Below are 16,633 nucleotides of genomic sequence, written 5' to 3' on the forward strand. Positions count from 1 at the left end.
CTCGCACCCGGCCACGCCGGGACCGCATCTGTACCTTGACAACTCAACAGTGTGAAAGCGGCGGGCCCGGCACCGCTGACCGAGAAGGCCTACCTTCAGCAGCACCTCTCTCGGTCAGCGGTGCCGGCAACCACATCTGAATTGTCAGCCTTCCACCGGAACGCTCCGCCGTCTCGCGTCGCAACCGCCGTGGGCGCCGGCTCGATCCGGAACCAGGTGGCTCAAGGTTGTCGCCGGGGTTCGGCACACCCCTGAATCCGGTACTGACGGATGCGGCAGCTGGTTATCGCGCCGATCAGCCAGACCATCGTGGACCACTGGTCCGCGTCGATCTGTCTCAGTCGTGCTGTCCCCACCGACTCGCCCAATAGTGCAACCGATGAATCCACCTCCCAGCTCGGTATCCAGATTCCCGCTCAAAGAGAGCGAGTCTCCGGCCTACGCCTCGAGGGCTCCCGCCAACGCAACCACCGACCGCTCCCACAGCGCCGTCAGCTCGCCGACCTCGTCGGCGGTCAGGACGGTGTCGCCGTATCGCCAGTTGGTCACCAGCTGGGGACCGTCCGCGGTCGCACGGACAACGGCGACCACGTCGAGGGCATACCGCAGGGGCAGGTCGGGTTCCGGGTCCGTCGGCAGCCGGTCGTTGATGTCGAGGTCGGTGATCGGGGTCCATGGATGCCATGACGACCCCGGCGTGTGCAGATCGAATCGGCCGAGATAGTTGAACTCGATCTGCGGTTCTGGCGCCGCCTGCAGCACGGGAAGCCCGGAGAGGTACTTCAGCACACCGAAATCCAGCCCGTTCGAGGGTATCTCGGCGACGTGGCGGGAAGTCTGCGCGAGGAGCTCGCGCCCCGCCGCCGGGTCGGCGAGCACGTCGTCGGCCACCGTCGATTTCCCGACGCCGAGTCGCACCGGGAACACGCTGGTGAACCAGCCCAAGGTGCGCGACGTGTCGACGTCCGGTCCGGCCAGGTGGTCTTCGCGGCCGTGCCCCTCGAGGGCCACGTAGGCGCCGCCCGCGGGGTTCTCCCCGCGCTGGGCACGCCACGCCGCGATGGTCAATGTCAGTGCGGCAAGCAGGAACTCGCGCACCCCGGTGGTGCGGTCGACGGATCGCAGGATGGTCGCTGTGACGTCGACGTCGGTGTGGGTGACGGCCGATCGCAGCGACGCCCAGGTGTCCGTGGACGGCTCCGGCCGCCGCGCACCGATCGCCGGGTCCTCGCCCGCCACCTGGGCTGCCCAGTACGACTCCTGGGCGAGGACCTCCGGTGAGTCGGCTCGGGCGACGACGTGGTCACACCAGGCACGGTAGTCGGTGTGCTCGGCGGGCACGCTCGGCTCGGTGCCGGCGCGCAGCGCGTGGCCGGCACCGGCGAGATCGGCGAACAGCACCTGCCAACTCACCGCGTCCACGGCCAGATGATGGACGGCCAGCAACAGGACGTCGGGAGAGTCCTTGCACCGCAAACGGGTCGCCGCCATCATCTGCCCGGCCATCGGGTCGACGCGGTCGTTGGCCTCGCGCGCCGCCGCGGTCACCGTTGTCGGCAGATCGTCGCCGTCACGAGCGGTGAGCACCGCGTCCGCGACGACCGTGCCGCGTTCGCGGGTGACCAGACCTTCCGGGGTCAGGATTGACCGGAGCATGTCATGGGCGTCGATCGTGGCCTGCAGGACCGTCAAGAGGTCGTCGTCGGAGAGATCGGGTGGCAACGCAAACAGCACGGTCTGGGTGAACCGCCGGTAGTGCCCGTACTCGTACATCCACTCGACGACCGGCAGGGCGGAGACCGGGCCGGGTCCCGCCGACGTCGACCCGGCCTCCTCGACACGGTCGATGGCGTCGGCGAGGTCGACGACGGTGGGATGCGACAACACCATCCGCGGCGTGACCGTGAGGTCGCGGTCCCGGAGTGCGTTGACCGCAGCCATCGCGACGATGCTGTCGAGTCCCAGATCGAAGAAGTCGTCATCGGCGGCCGGGGACGTCCCCAACACGTCGGCGATCACCATCGCCACGGTCTTCGCGGTCGGCGTCAGGTCGGCGTCGGCGACGGCGGACCCGCCGCGCAGCGCCGCGGTAGCCGAGTCGGCGAGCACGATCGAGTCGACCTTGCCGTTGCTGTTCATCGGCAGCGCCGGAAGGGCGACGACACGCGACGGCACCATATGCGCCGGGAGCGTGCGGGCCAGCGCGGAGCGGATCGTCCTGGCGTCGTCGATGTCGGGTCCGGCCGCGAAACCGACCAGTGCGGGCCCGACGGTGCGGTCCACCACCACGACCGCCGCTGCGGTCACGCCGGGCACCCGACGGATCGCGGCCTCGACCTCCCCCGTCTCGATCCGGTATCCGCGGATCTTCACCTGGTCGTCGCTGCGCCCGACAAAGATCAGGTTCCCGGCGTCGTTGCGGCGCACCAGATCACCGGTCCGGTACATCCGTTCGCCCGGCCGTACCGGGTCCGCGACGAACCGCGTCGACGTCATCGCTGCCCGACGTTGATACCCCCGGGTGACCTGGGCACCCGACAGGTACAGTTCGCCGGCGACTCCGGTCGGTGTCGGTCGCAGCCGGGAATCGAGCACATAGGCGCTCATCCGGTCGGTCGGGCTTCCGATGGTGGGCACCTCGGAGTCGGCGACGCGGGCGACGACCGCCTCGACGGTGGTCTCGGTCGGGCCGTAACAGTTGTGCACGGTCGTGTCCGGCAGGTCCGACAACTGTGCCCACAGCGCCGGTCCGATGGCCTCGCCACCCAACGCGAGGACCGACAGATGCCGTCGGGCGTCGTCCTGGGCGCCGGGATCGGCCACCCCTCGCCCGCCGACGAGACCGGCTGCGGCCAGTTGTCCGAACATGGACGGGGTGGTGTCGATCATGTCGATCCGGTGGCGCGCCAGACCCTGGATCAGCCTGCCGGCGTCCCGCATCGAGTCCTCGTCGAACAGGTGGATGGCGTGCCCGTCGAGCAGACCGGCGAGCGGCTGCCAGGAGGCGTCGAAACTGAACGTCCAGGCATGCGCGACCCGCAACGCGCGACCGAGCCGTGCCCGGGCCGGCGCGAGCATGTGGTCGCGGTGATCACGGCAGTAGCTCACCAGCGCGGCATGTGTTCCGATGACGCCCTTGGGTTCTCCGGTCGATCCGGAGGTGAAGATCAGGTAGGCGGCGCTCGACGGTCCGATCGCCGGGATCACCGGTTCGCTTGGATGAGCGGCGATTCGCGCGGCCGTGTCGGCGTCGTCGACGACGACGGTTGTCCCCGAGAAGCGCGCGGCGTGTGCACGATCGGTGATGACGACGGCGGCGGCGGACTGCGTGAGCAGGTTCGACACCCGCTCATCGGGGAAGGCCAGATCGATGGGCACGTAGGCGCCACCGGCCAGCATCGTCGCGAGAATCGACACCACCGACTGCGACGACCGCGGAAGTGCCACGGCAACGACGGCTTCCGGCCCGATCCCACGGTCGCATAGCTCGACGGCCAGTCGCGCGGCGCGGGTGCGCAGTTCGCCATAGCTGATCGCCTCGAGATCGGTCACCAGCGCGGGCTCGTCGGGAGTCCGCTCGCACTGCTCGACGAACGCCTCGACGACTGTCCGAGGCATGTCATGCGGGGCGGTGTGTTCGGTGGAGGCCGCAATCAGTGCGCGCTCATCGGGCAGCAACACGTCGAGATCACCGGGATGGCGGGCGGCGGCGTCCGGCAGTTGTTCGAGTACTCGCAGCACCCGCTCCGCGACGTCGCCCGGGGCGATGCCGCCGAGTGCGTCCTCGATGGCCTCGGTCATCACGACGAGTTCACCGTCGAGCAGATAGGCGACCACCGTGAGCGGGTAGTGCGCGAGACTCTCCATCGCCAACGGCAGGAATCGCGTGCCGTCGGGTGCGCTGATCGGCTCGGTCGCCGCGCCGATCGGCGCGTTCTCGAAGACGAACAACGTGTCGAAGAGAGATGGATGCCCTGCCGACCGCTGGATCTCCGAGAGCCCCAGATAGCCCTGATCGCGCATCCGACTCGATTCACGCTGCAGCGCGGCGCAACTCTCGGCGACCGTACCGGCGTCGGCGAGCCGGACCCGCGATGGCACGGTGTTGATGAAGAGTCCGATCATCTCATCGGCACCGGTGAGCCCCTGGGGGCGTCCCGAGATGGTGGTGCCGAACACCACATCGTCACGGTTGGACAGGCGACCCAGCACCGTCGCCCAGGCGAACTGAACCACTGTGTTGAGGGTGAGTCCCGCCGAACGTGACCACGCGACAAGACGTTCCGTGACGGGGGCGGATAGTTCGTGGCGCGAACGGATCGGCTCGGCGGTCGCAACCGAGGGCCCGGCCAGCATCAGCGGTTCGATTCCGTCGAGATGTCGCACCCACGCCTCGCGCGCCGCCGCCGCGTCCTGCGCCGCCAGCCAGGCGATGTAGTTGCGATAGGGACGCACCGGCGGCAGACCCCGCGCGGAGCCGCCTGCCGCGTAGATGGCCAGCAGCTCCTGGAAGAACAGCGCGATCGCCCAACCGTCCATCAGGATGTGATGTGCGGTCAGCAGGAGTCGCGATCGTCCTCCGGGCAGCTCGACGAGCTTCACCCGCAACAGCGGTCCGCGCCGCAGATCGAAACGCTCGGCACGTTCGGCCGTCGCGAGATCGTCGAACTCCGCAGCGGTGACGGAGAGCTCCTCCCAGGGCACCTCCACACGCGACGGCACGATCTGTACCGGCTTCGGGAGATCCTTGTCCCACAGCGACACCCGCAGATTCGGATGTCGTTGCATGATCAGATCCACGCTTCGGCGCAGCATGTGACGATCCAGTGGACCGGTGATCTCCACGACGAACTGCATGGAGTAGAGGTCGATCCCGTCGCCCGACATCTCGGACAGGACGAACAGCCCCTCCTGGAGAGGACTGAGCGCAAGGACGTCCTCGATCTCCGGCGTGTCGCTCATTGCTGCGACTTCCATGCCGCGCCGAGGGATTGCAGCATGTCGTCGCTCAGTCCGGATGCGCTCATCGGCGCGGCCTCCGGCTCGTCGACGACACCGTCTCCGACCCCCTCGGCTTCCGCGGCGTCCACCGCGGCCGCGAGTTCGGCGATCGAGTAGTGGTCGAAGATCTGCTGAGGGGCCAGCGGCAATCCCTCGGCCGCCGCGCGCGCCGACCATTGGATCGAGATGACGCTGTCGCCGCCGACGGCGAAGAAGTTGTCGTCGCGGCCGAGTCCGTCGACACCGAGCAGATCGGAGAGGATGGCGATCAGTCGTTCCTCGGTCGGGGTCTGGGCACCGCCCCCGGCGGTCTGCGCCATCGCCACCACGGCGGGGGCCACCTCCCCATACGGATCGGTGAGGCGGGACCCGGGCGACAGCGCGGCAAGGGACTCAGCGAGTGAGGAACCCGCGCCCGCCTCGGTGACCACCCATTCTCGAACCGATCCGAGATCGGTGGACCCGGTGTGTTGCAGCGCAGCAAGGGTCCGCGGCGAAGCATGCACTCGTCGGGGGCGCTCGTCGACGATCAGACGTGCCAGTGCAGACGGGTCGTCGCCGTGTCGATCGGCGGTGAGCACTCCGGGGATCGCGGGCAACGTGATCGCCCCCAGGGCGGTATCCGGCCCGGCACCGAAGGATTCGAGCATTGCCGCGAAAGCGGCCGCGATCCCGTCGATCGTCTCCTGATCGTAGAGGTCGGCGCTGCCGACGACCCGACCCTCGAGTCCGCCGTCCTCGGTGACCGTCAGGATCGTGTTGAGGTCGAGGAACGACGTGTCCTGCTCCACCGGCAGCAGCGTGAGGGTGGTCTCACCGGCGGCGTCCATCGGTCGTCCCCACGCATTCTGATCACGATCGCGGAAATGGATCATGCTCTGGAACAGCGGATTACGTGATCGGGTGCGTCGTGGATTGATCGCCTCGACCAGTCGTTCGATCGGCACATCCTGGTTCGCGAAAGCGCCGAGGACCGCGTCGCGGCTGCGGCCGATCAGCTCCCCGACGGTCAGGGAGCCGTCGATGCGGGTTCGTAGCACCACCATGTTCGCGTACAGCCCCACCAGGTCGTCGGTGCCGGGGTCGAGCCTGCCGGCGACCGGTGTACCGACCGCGATGTCGTCCCCGCCACCGAGCCGGCTCAACAGACCGGTGAGCGCCGCGGTGACGGTCATGAACTCTGTCGCGCCTGCGTCGTCGGCAAGCCGGCGCAGGCGCTGCCGGGACTCCGGCGTGACGGCCAGATCGGCCAGCACCCCGGCTTTGGTGAGGGCCTGCGGGCGCGTGCGGTCGGGCGTAACGGTGATCTCGTCGGGCTGTCCGGCCAGGGCCGTCTGCCAGTGATCGATCTGCCGACGGCCGAATTGGGCTGCCGGGTCGTCGAATTGCCGATCGGAGTCGACACCGACCGGGAACACCCGGTGCTGCCACAGGGCGTAGTCGGTGTAGGTCAGCGCCGGGGCCGCGCGATCCGGCCGCGTGCCGGCTACGCGGGCACGATAAGCCTCCACGAGATCCGAGATCAGCACATCCGTCGACCAGTGGTCGATGACCATGTGATGGATCACCAGCGAGAGGACGTGCCTCGTCTCGTCCTCCCGCAGCAGCATCGGCTTCAGCAGCGGTCCGACTGCGAGGTCGAACAGGTGCTCGCGCGCATCCGCGAGCATCGACGCACATTCGTCGGCGTCGCCGACGTCGACGACCGGCAGTTCGAGCTGCACACGCTCGGCGACCCGGGCCGTCGGCAGCCCGTCGCGCTCCACGAAGGTCGTCCGTAACGACTCGTGTCTGCCGACCACGTCGTCCACCGCACGAGCGAGCGCCGTCACATCGAGTGGACCGTCGATCCGGAGTGCCAGTGGGATGTTCCCCGCGGCGCCCGGCCCCTCGAAGCGGTGCTGGAACCACATGGCCAACTGCGAGAACGACAACGGAACGGGATCTGGGCGGTCCACGTGCTGCAGCGGTGGCCGCCCGGTCGCCACCGAGGGCCGCCCGGCATCCATGGGTGCGGGGTCGGTGTCGTCGAGGTCGTCGAGAGCGCCGAGCTCGTCGAGGTCGATACCGAACTCGTCACGTACGGCGGTGTTCACTGCCGCGGCCAGCCCCTCGACCGTCGGATTGTCCAACGGAAGGCGGACGTCCACGTCGATGCCGAACTCGGTGATCAGGGTCGTCACCAGCCGCGCCGCCAGGAGCGAATGGCCCCCGAGGTCGAAGAACGACGAACCGGCGGAGATGTCGTCGCGGCCGAACAACTCGGCGTAGACCGCAGCCACGCGACGTTCGGTCGGTGTGGCCGGCTCCCGGTCCGACTGCGCCACCGCACCGATGTCGGGCAGTGCGCCGCGGTCGAGTTTGCCGTGGGCCGTCAGCGGGATCTCGTCGATGACCGCGAGTGCTGCGGGCACCAGGTATTCGGGTACCACTGTGCGTGCGTTGCGGAGGACGTCGGCCAGGTCGATCGCGTCACCGGCATGCGGCGCCGGGATCACGTAGCCGATCAGCCGGGCCCCGGAGCCGGCGTCATCCACCAGCGCTACGGCGTGTGCGACATCCGGGTGATCGACGAGTGCCGCCTCGACCTCACCGAGTTCGATCCGGTATCCACGCACCTTCACCTGCTCGTCGGCGCGTCCTTCGAATTCCAGGTCGCCGTTGCTGTTCCGCCGGGCGAGATCGCCGGTGCGGTAGAGCCGGCCACCCCGACCGAACGGGTCGGCGACGAACCGGGACGAGGTCAGTGCGGCCCGTCCGAGATATCCGCGCGCGAGTTGCGACCCGCCCAGGTAGATCTCACCGACCACACCGTCGGGCACGAGGTGCAGACCGGCGTCGAGCAGGTAACTCGTCACGTTGGTGTTCGGGGTGCCGATCGGCACGATCGAACTGCCCTGCGGCCCGTCCACCGGGAAGTGCGTCGCCGCGACGACCGCTTCGGTCGGGCCATAGTTGTTGGACAGCGCCGCGTCGAAGGTGGTGGTGAAGGAATCGGCGACCTCGCCGGAGAACGCCTCACCACCGACCGGGACCGTTCGCAACATCGTCCATTGCTTGACCTCCGGCACCATCAGCAGCGTCGAGAGCAGCGTCGGCACCATGTGCATGACGGTCACACGCTGACGTACGAGTAGGTCGGCCATGTACGAGATATCTTGGACTGCTCGTGGTTTCGGGATCACCAGCGTCGCACCCACGACGAGGGTGCAGAAGACCTCGAACATCGACGCATCGAAGCTCACCGACGAGGTCTGCACCAGTCGGTCGTCAGGCGACAGCACCTCACCGGCACCGAAGCCGGTCAGGTGATCCGCGATCGCCTTGTGCGCCACCGGGACGCCCTTGGGCGTACCCGTGGACCCGGATGTGTAGATGACATACGCGAGATTGTCCGGTCGCAACGGCGACCGCCGATCGCGGTCGTCCGGCGCGGCGTCGGGGCAGTCGGCTGCCTCGGCCTCCGCCGCCACGAGTGCGTCGGCGTCGAGGACCAGACGGGGAGCGGCGTCGTCGAGCAGGAACTCCGTGCGATCGTCCGGGTAATCCGGGTCGATCGGGAGGTAGGCGGCACCGGCCTTGAGGACCGCCAGCGAGGCGACGACGAAGCCGACGGACCCGCCCATCCGCAGACCCACCAGGTCTTCGGTCCCGACCCCCGAACGCAGCATCCAGTGCGCCAACCGATTCGAGCGCTCGTCGAGTTGCCGATAGGTCAGCGCCACGTCGTCGGACACCACCGCCTCATGGTCGGCTCGGGCCCGGACCGCCGCAGCGAACAGATCCACGACGGTCGTGTCGGCAACCGGCGCGCGCAGGCCGGTCGACGCCTCCAGCACGCGGGCGTACGCGGCCGGGTCGAGCAGCTCGAGGTCACGGACCGGTCGCGTGGGCGTCGCGAGGGCCTGACCGAGCAGGTGGACGTAGGCGTCCGCGATCCCCTCGGCGAGCACGTCCGCGAAGAGGGATGCGTCGTACTCGAGCTCCAGGTGTGTCCGGTCACCGCTGACGATGCCGAATTCCAGCGGCAGTTGGGCGTTCGGGGTGGTGAGCTCGTCGACGTGACGCGCGGTGATGCCGTCGAGGGCCGGACCACCCGGTTGGCGCCGAGCACTCAAGCTCACCGACACCAGTTGTGCCAGACCGTCTCCGCCCGTCCCGCGGTCCGGGTTGATCGCTCCCACCACGGCGTCGACCGGAGCGTTCTGGTGGGCGAAACCGGCGATCAACCGGTCCCTCGCGGCCGCCGTGAGGACGGCCAGCGAGTCGGTCGGCACGAGCCGCGTCCTGTTCAGCAGGGTGTTGCCGAAGTACCCGATCAGGTCGGCCGCGTCGGCAGGACGGTGGGTCACCGGCACCGCGACGGTGAAATCGACTGCGCCGGTGATCCGATGGATCAGCGCGTCGGTGATGGCGGCGTGGACGGTGAACGGACTCACCGACGATTCCCGGGCGAACTCGTCCACCCGGCGACTCAGCTCCGGCGACAACGCTCGGATGACACGTCCACTCGACCGCTCGGCGCCGGCCGGTGGCGCGTCGGCCGGTAGCGCGAGCGGTTCCGGCACGGGGTTCAGGTGCTCGCGCCAATGGCGCAGATCGTTCGCGACCACCTCCGGGTCGGTGTGCGGCAGGTCTGCGTACTGACGCGTGAGCGCGGGTCGTGACGATGAATCGCCGGCGTTGTAGACCGCGTTCACCTCGTCGAACAGCACCGACCAGGATTCGTCGTCCCAGCAGATGTGGTGCACGGTGAGCATCACGATGTGCTGGTCGGCCGCCAGCCTGGCCAACAGCAACCTGATCGGGAACTGCGATGTGAGATCGAACGGGGTACCGAACTCGCGGCGCGAGAGGACCTGCAGCCGACGGTCGCGGGCCCGTCCGGTCGATTCGGCGAGGTCCACTTCCTGCCACGGCACGGAACGGGGCGCGTGATGGCGGGCCACCGGGTCACCGTCGGGTCCCAGTTCGTAAGTGGAGCGCAGTGATTCGTGGCGAGCGACCACGGCGTCGAACGCGTCGCGCAGACGGCCCGCGTCGAGCGGACCGTCGAGGCGGTACGCCACACCGACGTTCAGCGACGTGTCGGACGGGTCACGGTGCGACACGAACCAGAGACGACGCTGGGCGGGCGCCAACGGGGAGGTCGCCCCCTCCGGCCGGGCCGGCGCAACGGCATCGCTGTTGCCATCGGCCCGGACGAGTCCGTCGGCCGCGAGTCGCTGTCGCAGCAACTCTTTCTTCCGCTGCAAGAGGTCCTCAGCCATGCCCGCTAGTTTACATAGGCAAACCTAACTTGGCGCGCCCGGGTCACGCAGACGTGACGCCGCCGCGGGTCACAGCGAACAGGGGATGCCGCCGTAGGCGCCCAGGTCGCAGATCGATCGATTGGACAGCTTCCACTGCCCGTCGCGCCACACCCAGTAGAGCGGCATACGGGCGGGTTGCCAACCGGGAGAGCGGAGTTCGAGGGTCGCCTTCATGGTGTTGCCGGTGACGGTCACCGGGCCGGTGATGCGGTAGGTCATGCCCAGCGGACGGAACCGCTGCAGCAGCGTCACGATGGGTTGCGCCTGGCGGACGGCCTTGGCGCCCCCCTCGAGGCCCTGCGCCTTGCGTGCCACCGAGCCGTTGCCGGTGAGGGTGTCGAGGTCGTTCTGCAACTGCGCGGGGGTCTTCGCCGGATGTGCGGACTGCTGCTGGGCCGGGGCAGGTGCGGCCGGCGCCTGCGGGACGGCTTGCGGAGCGGCGCCCGGCATCATCCCACCGCCCGACGCACCTTCGCCCGCGGGCAGATCGGCACTGCTGCCCTCTCCGCCCTTGTCCGCGGCGGCACCGGGCGCGGCCGGTGCCGCGGCCGGAGGATTCGCCGCGGAGCCCTGCGGTGGGGCCGCCCCTGGCGGAACCGCACTCTGCGCCGAGCCGAGGTTGACAACCGTCGGCTGCGCGCCGCTCGCCGTATCGCCACTGCGACCGATGTCGGACACCAGCAGTCCGACCACGCCGATCGTCACGACCACCGCCGAGATGATCGCGGCGACACCGCCGGCCATCATCACGGTCGGCCAGTTGACCCCGCTGCCCCCGCCACCCCCACTGCCGGCGCTCTCGGCGGCGCCACTTTCGGCAGGAACGGCTTCGGCACCCTCGGCGGCCGAATATGCCTGCGGGCCGATGGGCCCGGTATCCATGTCGTCGTACCCCGACGGCATCTGTGTGTGCGTACCCGATGATTCATATGTGGGCGCCATGAGACCACTTCCCCTTACTCGGCCGATTAGCCTGACCTTACTTGACAGACGGTCAGTCGTACTCATCGCATGAGATCGACGACCTCGTGCAACGACGCACCGCCGAGGATCGCCTCCACGGGAAGATCCTGGTCAAGCGTTGTCTTCACACGTTTGCGAAAGTCGAGTGCCTGCAGTGAATCGAGCCCGAGCGCGACGAGCGGCACATCGGGATCGACATCGATCTCCTGGGCACCGAGGCCCATCGAGACGGCGAGCTCCGCTCGGAGCAGGTCGGCGACGCCCGCGCGCGGGACGGACCCGGAATCGGCCGGCTGCTCATCGTGAACAGTCTCGGCCGCGACATCGGAGACCACCGCGATCGACGGCTCGGACGGCGCCGGCAGGACCGGCGCGGTGGAGAGGTCCAGATCGGCGAGCACCGGCTGGTAGCCGAACAGACCGAGCAGATCGTGTAGTTCGGTCCAGTCCGCCGACAACACGATGCTGTCGCCGGTCACATCGACCAATCCCGCCGCCATGGCCGCGGCCGGCGCCATCGGCACCACCCCGGCACCTTCCACCGCGGCGACCCCATCCGCGTCGAGCGGGCCCTGCACGCGCCAGAGTCCCCATTCGATCGACGCGGCCGCGATCCCCTCATCGCGAAGCTGCGCAGCAGCGATGCCGAGCATCCGGTTTCCCAACGCGTAGAGGGCCTGATCTCTTCCGCCGAGCGATGCGGCCAACGATGAGCAGACCACCACCGACATTCCGTCGTCGGCGGGGAGTGCCCGCACCATGTTCCGCAGTCCCGTCACCTTGGCGGCCAGCGAGTCGGCGACCGCGGCGTCGGTGATCGCGTCGATCGAGGTCGACACATAGTCGAGCGCTGCGTGGAGGAGCAGGGTGACCGGTTCGGCCTGCGCGGCGATCAGGCGATCGACGGCGGCGGCATCGGTGACATCGCAGCGGACGATCTCGATCACCGTGTCGACGCGCCGGCGCAGGGCCTCGATCCGGCGCACGGCCTCCGGCGATCCGCCCGTCCGGCTCAGCAGCGTGATCCGGCCTGCCCCCGCAGACGCATAGTGTTCGCAGAACTCGAGGCCGAGTTTGCCGGTACCGCCGGTGATCACCACGTGGTCGAGCTTCGGTTGGGGCCCCGCCACCACGGAATCGGCGGTGGCCCAGCGCTTCACGTGAACCGTCCCGCCTCTGAGTGCCAGTTCGGGTTCGCCCGCGATGTGCACCGCGGTGAGCACCTCGCCGGCGGCGATCGCATCTGCCGACGGCTCCAGATCGAGGTGACGGAATCGGGTGGTGGGATGCTCGGCGGCGGCACACCGCAGCGCTGCCGTGATCGACCCGTGGACGATGTCGGGAACGGGATCGGCATCGGTGACCTGCTCACCACCCACGGTGACCCACCAGAACTGGTCGGGCAGCGTGTGCAGCCCCGTCCGCCATCGCGCGTCGGCAATTACGTCCGCCAGCACCCGCGCGGCGTCGTCCGGCGCACTGCCTGCTCCACCGACGAGCAGCACCGCGGTGTCGACATCGTTCGCGGGTATCGGGCCGTCGCCGGGTCCGACCACGGTGGCCGACGCGCCGTGTCCGGCCGCTGCCGACCGGATCGCGGCCGCCAGGCCGGCGCATCCGCCGGTCGGATCGAGTACGGCGATACGCCGCGGCGCCAACGTCTTCCGCCGGGACAGCGGTTTCCATCCGGCAGTCAGACGATGCACCGTCCGGCCGGCCCGGCCGGCCGCCCACTGCGGCGAGTTGACCGGATCCGCGAGACCGGCCTCCCGGTCTGCCCACAGGTGGGTACGGCGCATGACCGTGTTGGGGAAGTCCTCGAGCGGCGGCGACAAACGCACGCCACCAACCTCGGCGACCAGTGCATCCCAACGGAATCCGGTGTCGGCCACCGCCAGCGCCGCCACGTTGCGGGTGAATTCCTCGAGTCCGTTCGCGTCGCGTCGCGAGGTCCCGATCACCGGCCGTCCCGCGAGGCCGTCATCGTCGACCTCCGAGAGTGTTTCGCCCATCGCCAGCAACAGGGTCGGGTGTTCGGACATCTCGATGAAGAAGTCGGCCCGGTGGTCGACGGCGGCACGATCGACGGCCTTGTCGAACCGGACACGGTTGCGCAGATTCCAGAACCAGTAGTCCCCCAACGCCATCGACTCGTCGACCGCGCAGCCGAGGGTGGCACCGATGCACGGCAGGTCGCCGGCGAGCATGGTCGAGTTCTCCAGATAGGTGCCGAGTGCGTCGAGGAAGGCGGGCTGATACTCGCTCACGATGCTGGTGTGCGCGGGATACTCGACGCGGATCTCCTTCGCGAACTTGCCCTGCGCGCTCAACGAGTCCACCATCTCGAGGACGGTGTCGCGCTTGCCCGAGACACACAGGATGTGGGCGGAGTTGACCACCGACAGCTGCGCCCATCCGGAGTGCCGGGCGAGCATGTCCTCGCATTCGTCGATGTCGATCCCGACCACCGCCATCGTGTGCCCGCGCGGTGAGAGGTCGTGTACCAGTCGGGCACGGATGGTCACGATGGTGAGGGCGTCCGACAAGGTCATCACGCCGCTCCGCAGCGCGGCGGCTATCTCACCCTGGCTGTGTCCCACCGTGAGAGACGGCGTCGCACCTGCCGCGTCCCACATCGCGGTCAACCCGACCATCTGCATGAACAACGCCGGCTGGATGACGCGCACATCGGTCACCGACGGATCGTCCGGTTCCACGTCCCCCAGCACGTAATCCCGGGGCGAAGACCCGAACAACCGCAGCGATTGCTCATGACACGCGTCGACAGCGTGTCGGAACGGGGCCGACAGCTCGTAGTAACTGCGTCCCATCCCCGGACGCTGACTGCCCTGGCCGGGGAAGGTGTAGGCGACCCGACGCGCCATCGCCGGGCCCGCCCCACGGATCACCCCTGGGTGGGCACGACCGCCTGCCAATGCCGCGAGGGCATCGACGAGTTCGTCCCGGTCGCCGGCGAGAACCAGGGCGCGATGGCGGCGCGCGGGCCGCGTCGCCATGATGTGGGCGCCGATGCTCCCGACGGGGACCGACGGGTGGGCCCGCACAAAGGCCAGCAGCGCGGCTGCCTCCTCGGTGACCAGATCGGCGACGTCGGAGGACACGAGAACCGCCACGCGGCCGTCCGGGAGACGAGGTCCGGTCGTCGCTGTGGTCGATGTCGGGTGTTCAGGCATGAGCGATCTCTCCGTCGGTCACAGGCATCGAGACGATGGCGTGCGCATTGGTGCCGGCGACGCCGAAGCTGGACACCGCCGCCAGTCTTCTTCCGTCACGTGCCGGCCACGGCGCGGTGCCGGTCGACAACCGCAGACCGCCACGGTCCCAGTCGACCTTGTCGGTCGGGTCGTCGGCGAACAGAGTGGGCACGGTCATCCCGTGCCGACCGCACAGCAACACCTTGATCAGACCCATCATCCCGGCCGCGGCCTGAGCATGTCCGGCGTTGGATTTCACCGATCCGAGCAGCACCGGGTCATCACCGGTGCGGGCCGCGCCGTACGTGTTCTGCAGGGCCTGCAGCTCCATCGGGTCGCCGAGCGGCGTACCCGTCCCGTGTCCCTCCACCACGTCGATGTCGGCCGGGCACACGCCCGCCGCCCCGATCGTGCGTTCCACGAGCCGCTGCTGCGCATCGGCACTCGGCACCACGATGGGGGCGCCTCGACCGTTGTGATTCACACGGGTGGCCAGCACCGTCCCCAGAATCCGGTGTCCCAGCCGGCGCGCACGGCCCTCGGTCTCGACCACCACCGCGCCGGCGCCCTCGCCCCAGAGTGTGCCGGTGGCAGCGGCGCTGTAGGAGCGGCAGTGACCGTCGGCGGCCAGACCGTTGTTCTTTGCGAACTCGAAAAAGGCTGCGGGCGAGCCCATCACACAGACTCCGCCGGCTATCGCCCAGGTGCACTCGCCGTTTCGGACGGCGTTTGCGGCCAGGTGCAGTGCGGTGAGCGACGACGCACACGCGGTGTCCACCGTCATCGACGGCCCCACCACACCGAGTGCGTGCGAGATCCGGCCGGCCACCGCACCCAATGCGGTTCCCGCGATCCGGTGGCCGGAGTACTCGTTGACGGCGGCGGCACGCGGCCCGTACTCGGCGAGCGAAGCACCCATGTACACACCGATCTCCTCGTCGCCGAGGGTGGTCGGGTTGATGCCGGCATTCTCGACCGCACGCCAGGCCACCCGCATCGCCACACGTTGCTGCGGGTCCATCGCGATCGCCTCACGGGGGCTGATCCCGAAGAACATCGGGTCGAACTCGGCAGCGCCACGCAGGAATCCACCCGCGTCGACGACGTCTCCCCACCCGTCGAGCGCGCCGAGCGCGAGTACCTGGTCGACGGGCCAGTCCCGGTCTCGCGGGAACGGTTCGATGAGTTCGACGCCGTCGGCGAGTGCGGTGAAGTAGTCCGCCGTCGTCTCGATCCCGCCGGGGGCCTCGACCGCCATCCCGGCGATGACGATCTGCTCGGGTGACGACATCATCGGCGCCCACTCACCGCGGGTTCGGTCAGTACGTCGAGAATTCCCGGACCGTTCTCGTGCAGGTAGAAGTGTCCGCCGTCGAACACGCTGACCTCGACATCGTCGGCGTGGGCAGACCACGTGTGCAGATCGTGCGGTTTGATCACCGGGTCGTCGGCGCCACCGATGACGCTGACGGGCGTCGCGACCCGGTCCTCGGGGCTCGCCCGGTATGCGTCGAACGCCTGGTAGTCCGCACGCAGCACCGGCAGCGCCATCCGCATCACCGCATCGCTGCCCATCACGCCGTCACCGGTGCCCTCGAGCACCGACAGATGGGCCATCAGGCCCTCGTCGTCGGTCGGATGCGGCGGCAGGTCGGCGACCAGGCTCGGAGCGGTGGCGGCGGAGACCACCAGCCGCGCGACCCGTGCCGGCCCCTGTTCGGCGAGCCGCACAAACTCGAAGCCGACGAGGGCGCCCATGCTGTGTCCGAACACGGTCACCGGCGTCCCCGCCAGTTCGGGGCGGGACGAGTACTCGGCATACGCTTCCGCGGCCAGATCGTGCAGGCCGATCGCAGCCGGTTCACGCATCCGGTCCTGCCGTCCGGGGTACTGCATGATCAGCACCGTGAACTCCCGGCTGAACAGCTCGGACAGCGCTCGGTATGCCGAGGCCCCGCTCCCCGCATGCGGGAAGACGAGCAGCGGCGGCGATCCGGGTCGCAGCGGTTGATGGAACTGGCGCAGCGCGCCGAGGGGGGACCGGGAGGGGGTGTTCTGCTTGTCTGTCATCTCATCATTTCCAATGGTGGGCTGAGCGTAGGCTAACCTGTGCTCGAAAGTCTCTACGAGGTCGAATGGAGC

6 protein-coding genes are annotated in these 16,633 nt (G+C 68.9%); all 6 read right to left on the reverse strand.

Going from position 1 to position 16,633, the window contains the following annotated elements:
* Window positions 1-438: 438 nt before the first annotated feature.
* Entirely contained in the window at window positions 439-4,962 is a 4,524-nt protein-coding gene (locus tag GTV32_RS12675) for a non-ribosomal peptide synthetase (RefSeq protein ID WP_161060623.1), read from the reverse strand.
* Entirely contained in the window at window positions 4,959-10,271 is a 5,313-nt protein-coding gene (locus GTV32_RS12680; protein ID WP_161060624.1) for a non-ribosomal peptide synthetase, read from the reverse strand. The genes GTV32_RS12675 and GTV32_RS12680 overlap by 4 nt, the downstream gene beginning before the upstream one ends.
* A gap of 69 nt (window positions 10,272-10,340) precedes the next feature.
* Complete coding sequence (locus tag GTV32_RS12685; RefSeq protein ID WP_202421779.1) at window positions 10,341-11,255, reverse strand: hypothetical protein; 915 nt, start codon at window positions 11,253-11,255, stop codon at window positions 10,341-10,343.
* A 62-nt stretch (window positions 11,256-11,317) separates the two neighbouring features.
* The gene (nbtC, locus tag GTV32_RS12690) at window positions 11,318-14,470 is read right to left on the reverse strand and encodes a nocobactin polyketide synthase NbtC (protein WP_161060625.1); all 3,153 of its coding nucleotides are present in this window, start codon (window positions 14,468-14,470) and stop codon (window positions 11,318-11,320) included.
* A complete protein-coding gene (locus GTV32_RS12695; RefSeq protein WP_161060626.1) occupies window positions 14,463-15,785 on the reverse strand; it encodes a polyketide synthase in 1,323 nt (440 codons plus the stop codon). The genes nbtC and GTV32_RS12695 overlap by 8 nt, the downstream gene beginning before the upstream one ends.
* Window positions 15,782-16,561, reverse strand: coding sequence for an alpha/beta fold hydrolase (locus GTV32_RS12700; protein WP_161060627.1), 780 nt, complete (start codon window positions 16,559-16,561; stop codon window positions 15,782-15,784). The genes GTV32_RS12695 and GTV32_RS12700 overlap by 4 nt, the downstream gene beginning before the upstream one ends.
* Window positions 16,562-16,633 lie beyond the last annotated feature (72 nt).

Origin of the sequence: Gordonia sp. SID5947 (assembly GCF_009862785.1) — a bacterium.
GTDB lineage: Bacteria > Actinomycetota > Actinomycetes > Mycobacteriales > Mycobacteriaceae > Gordonia.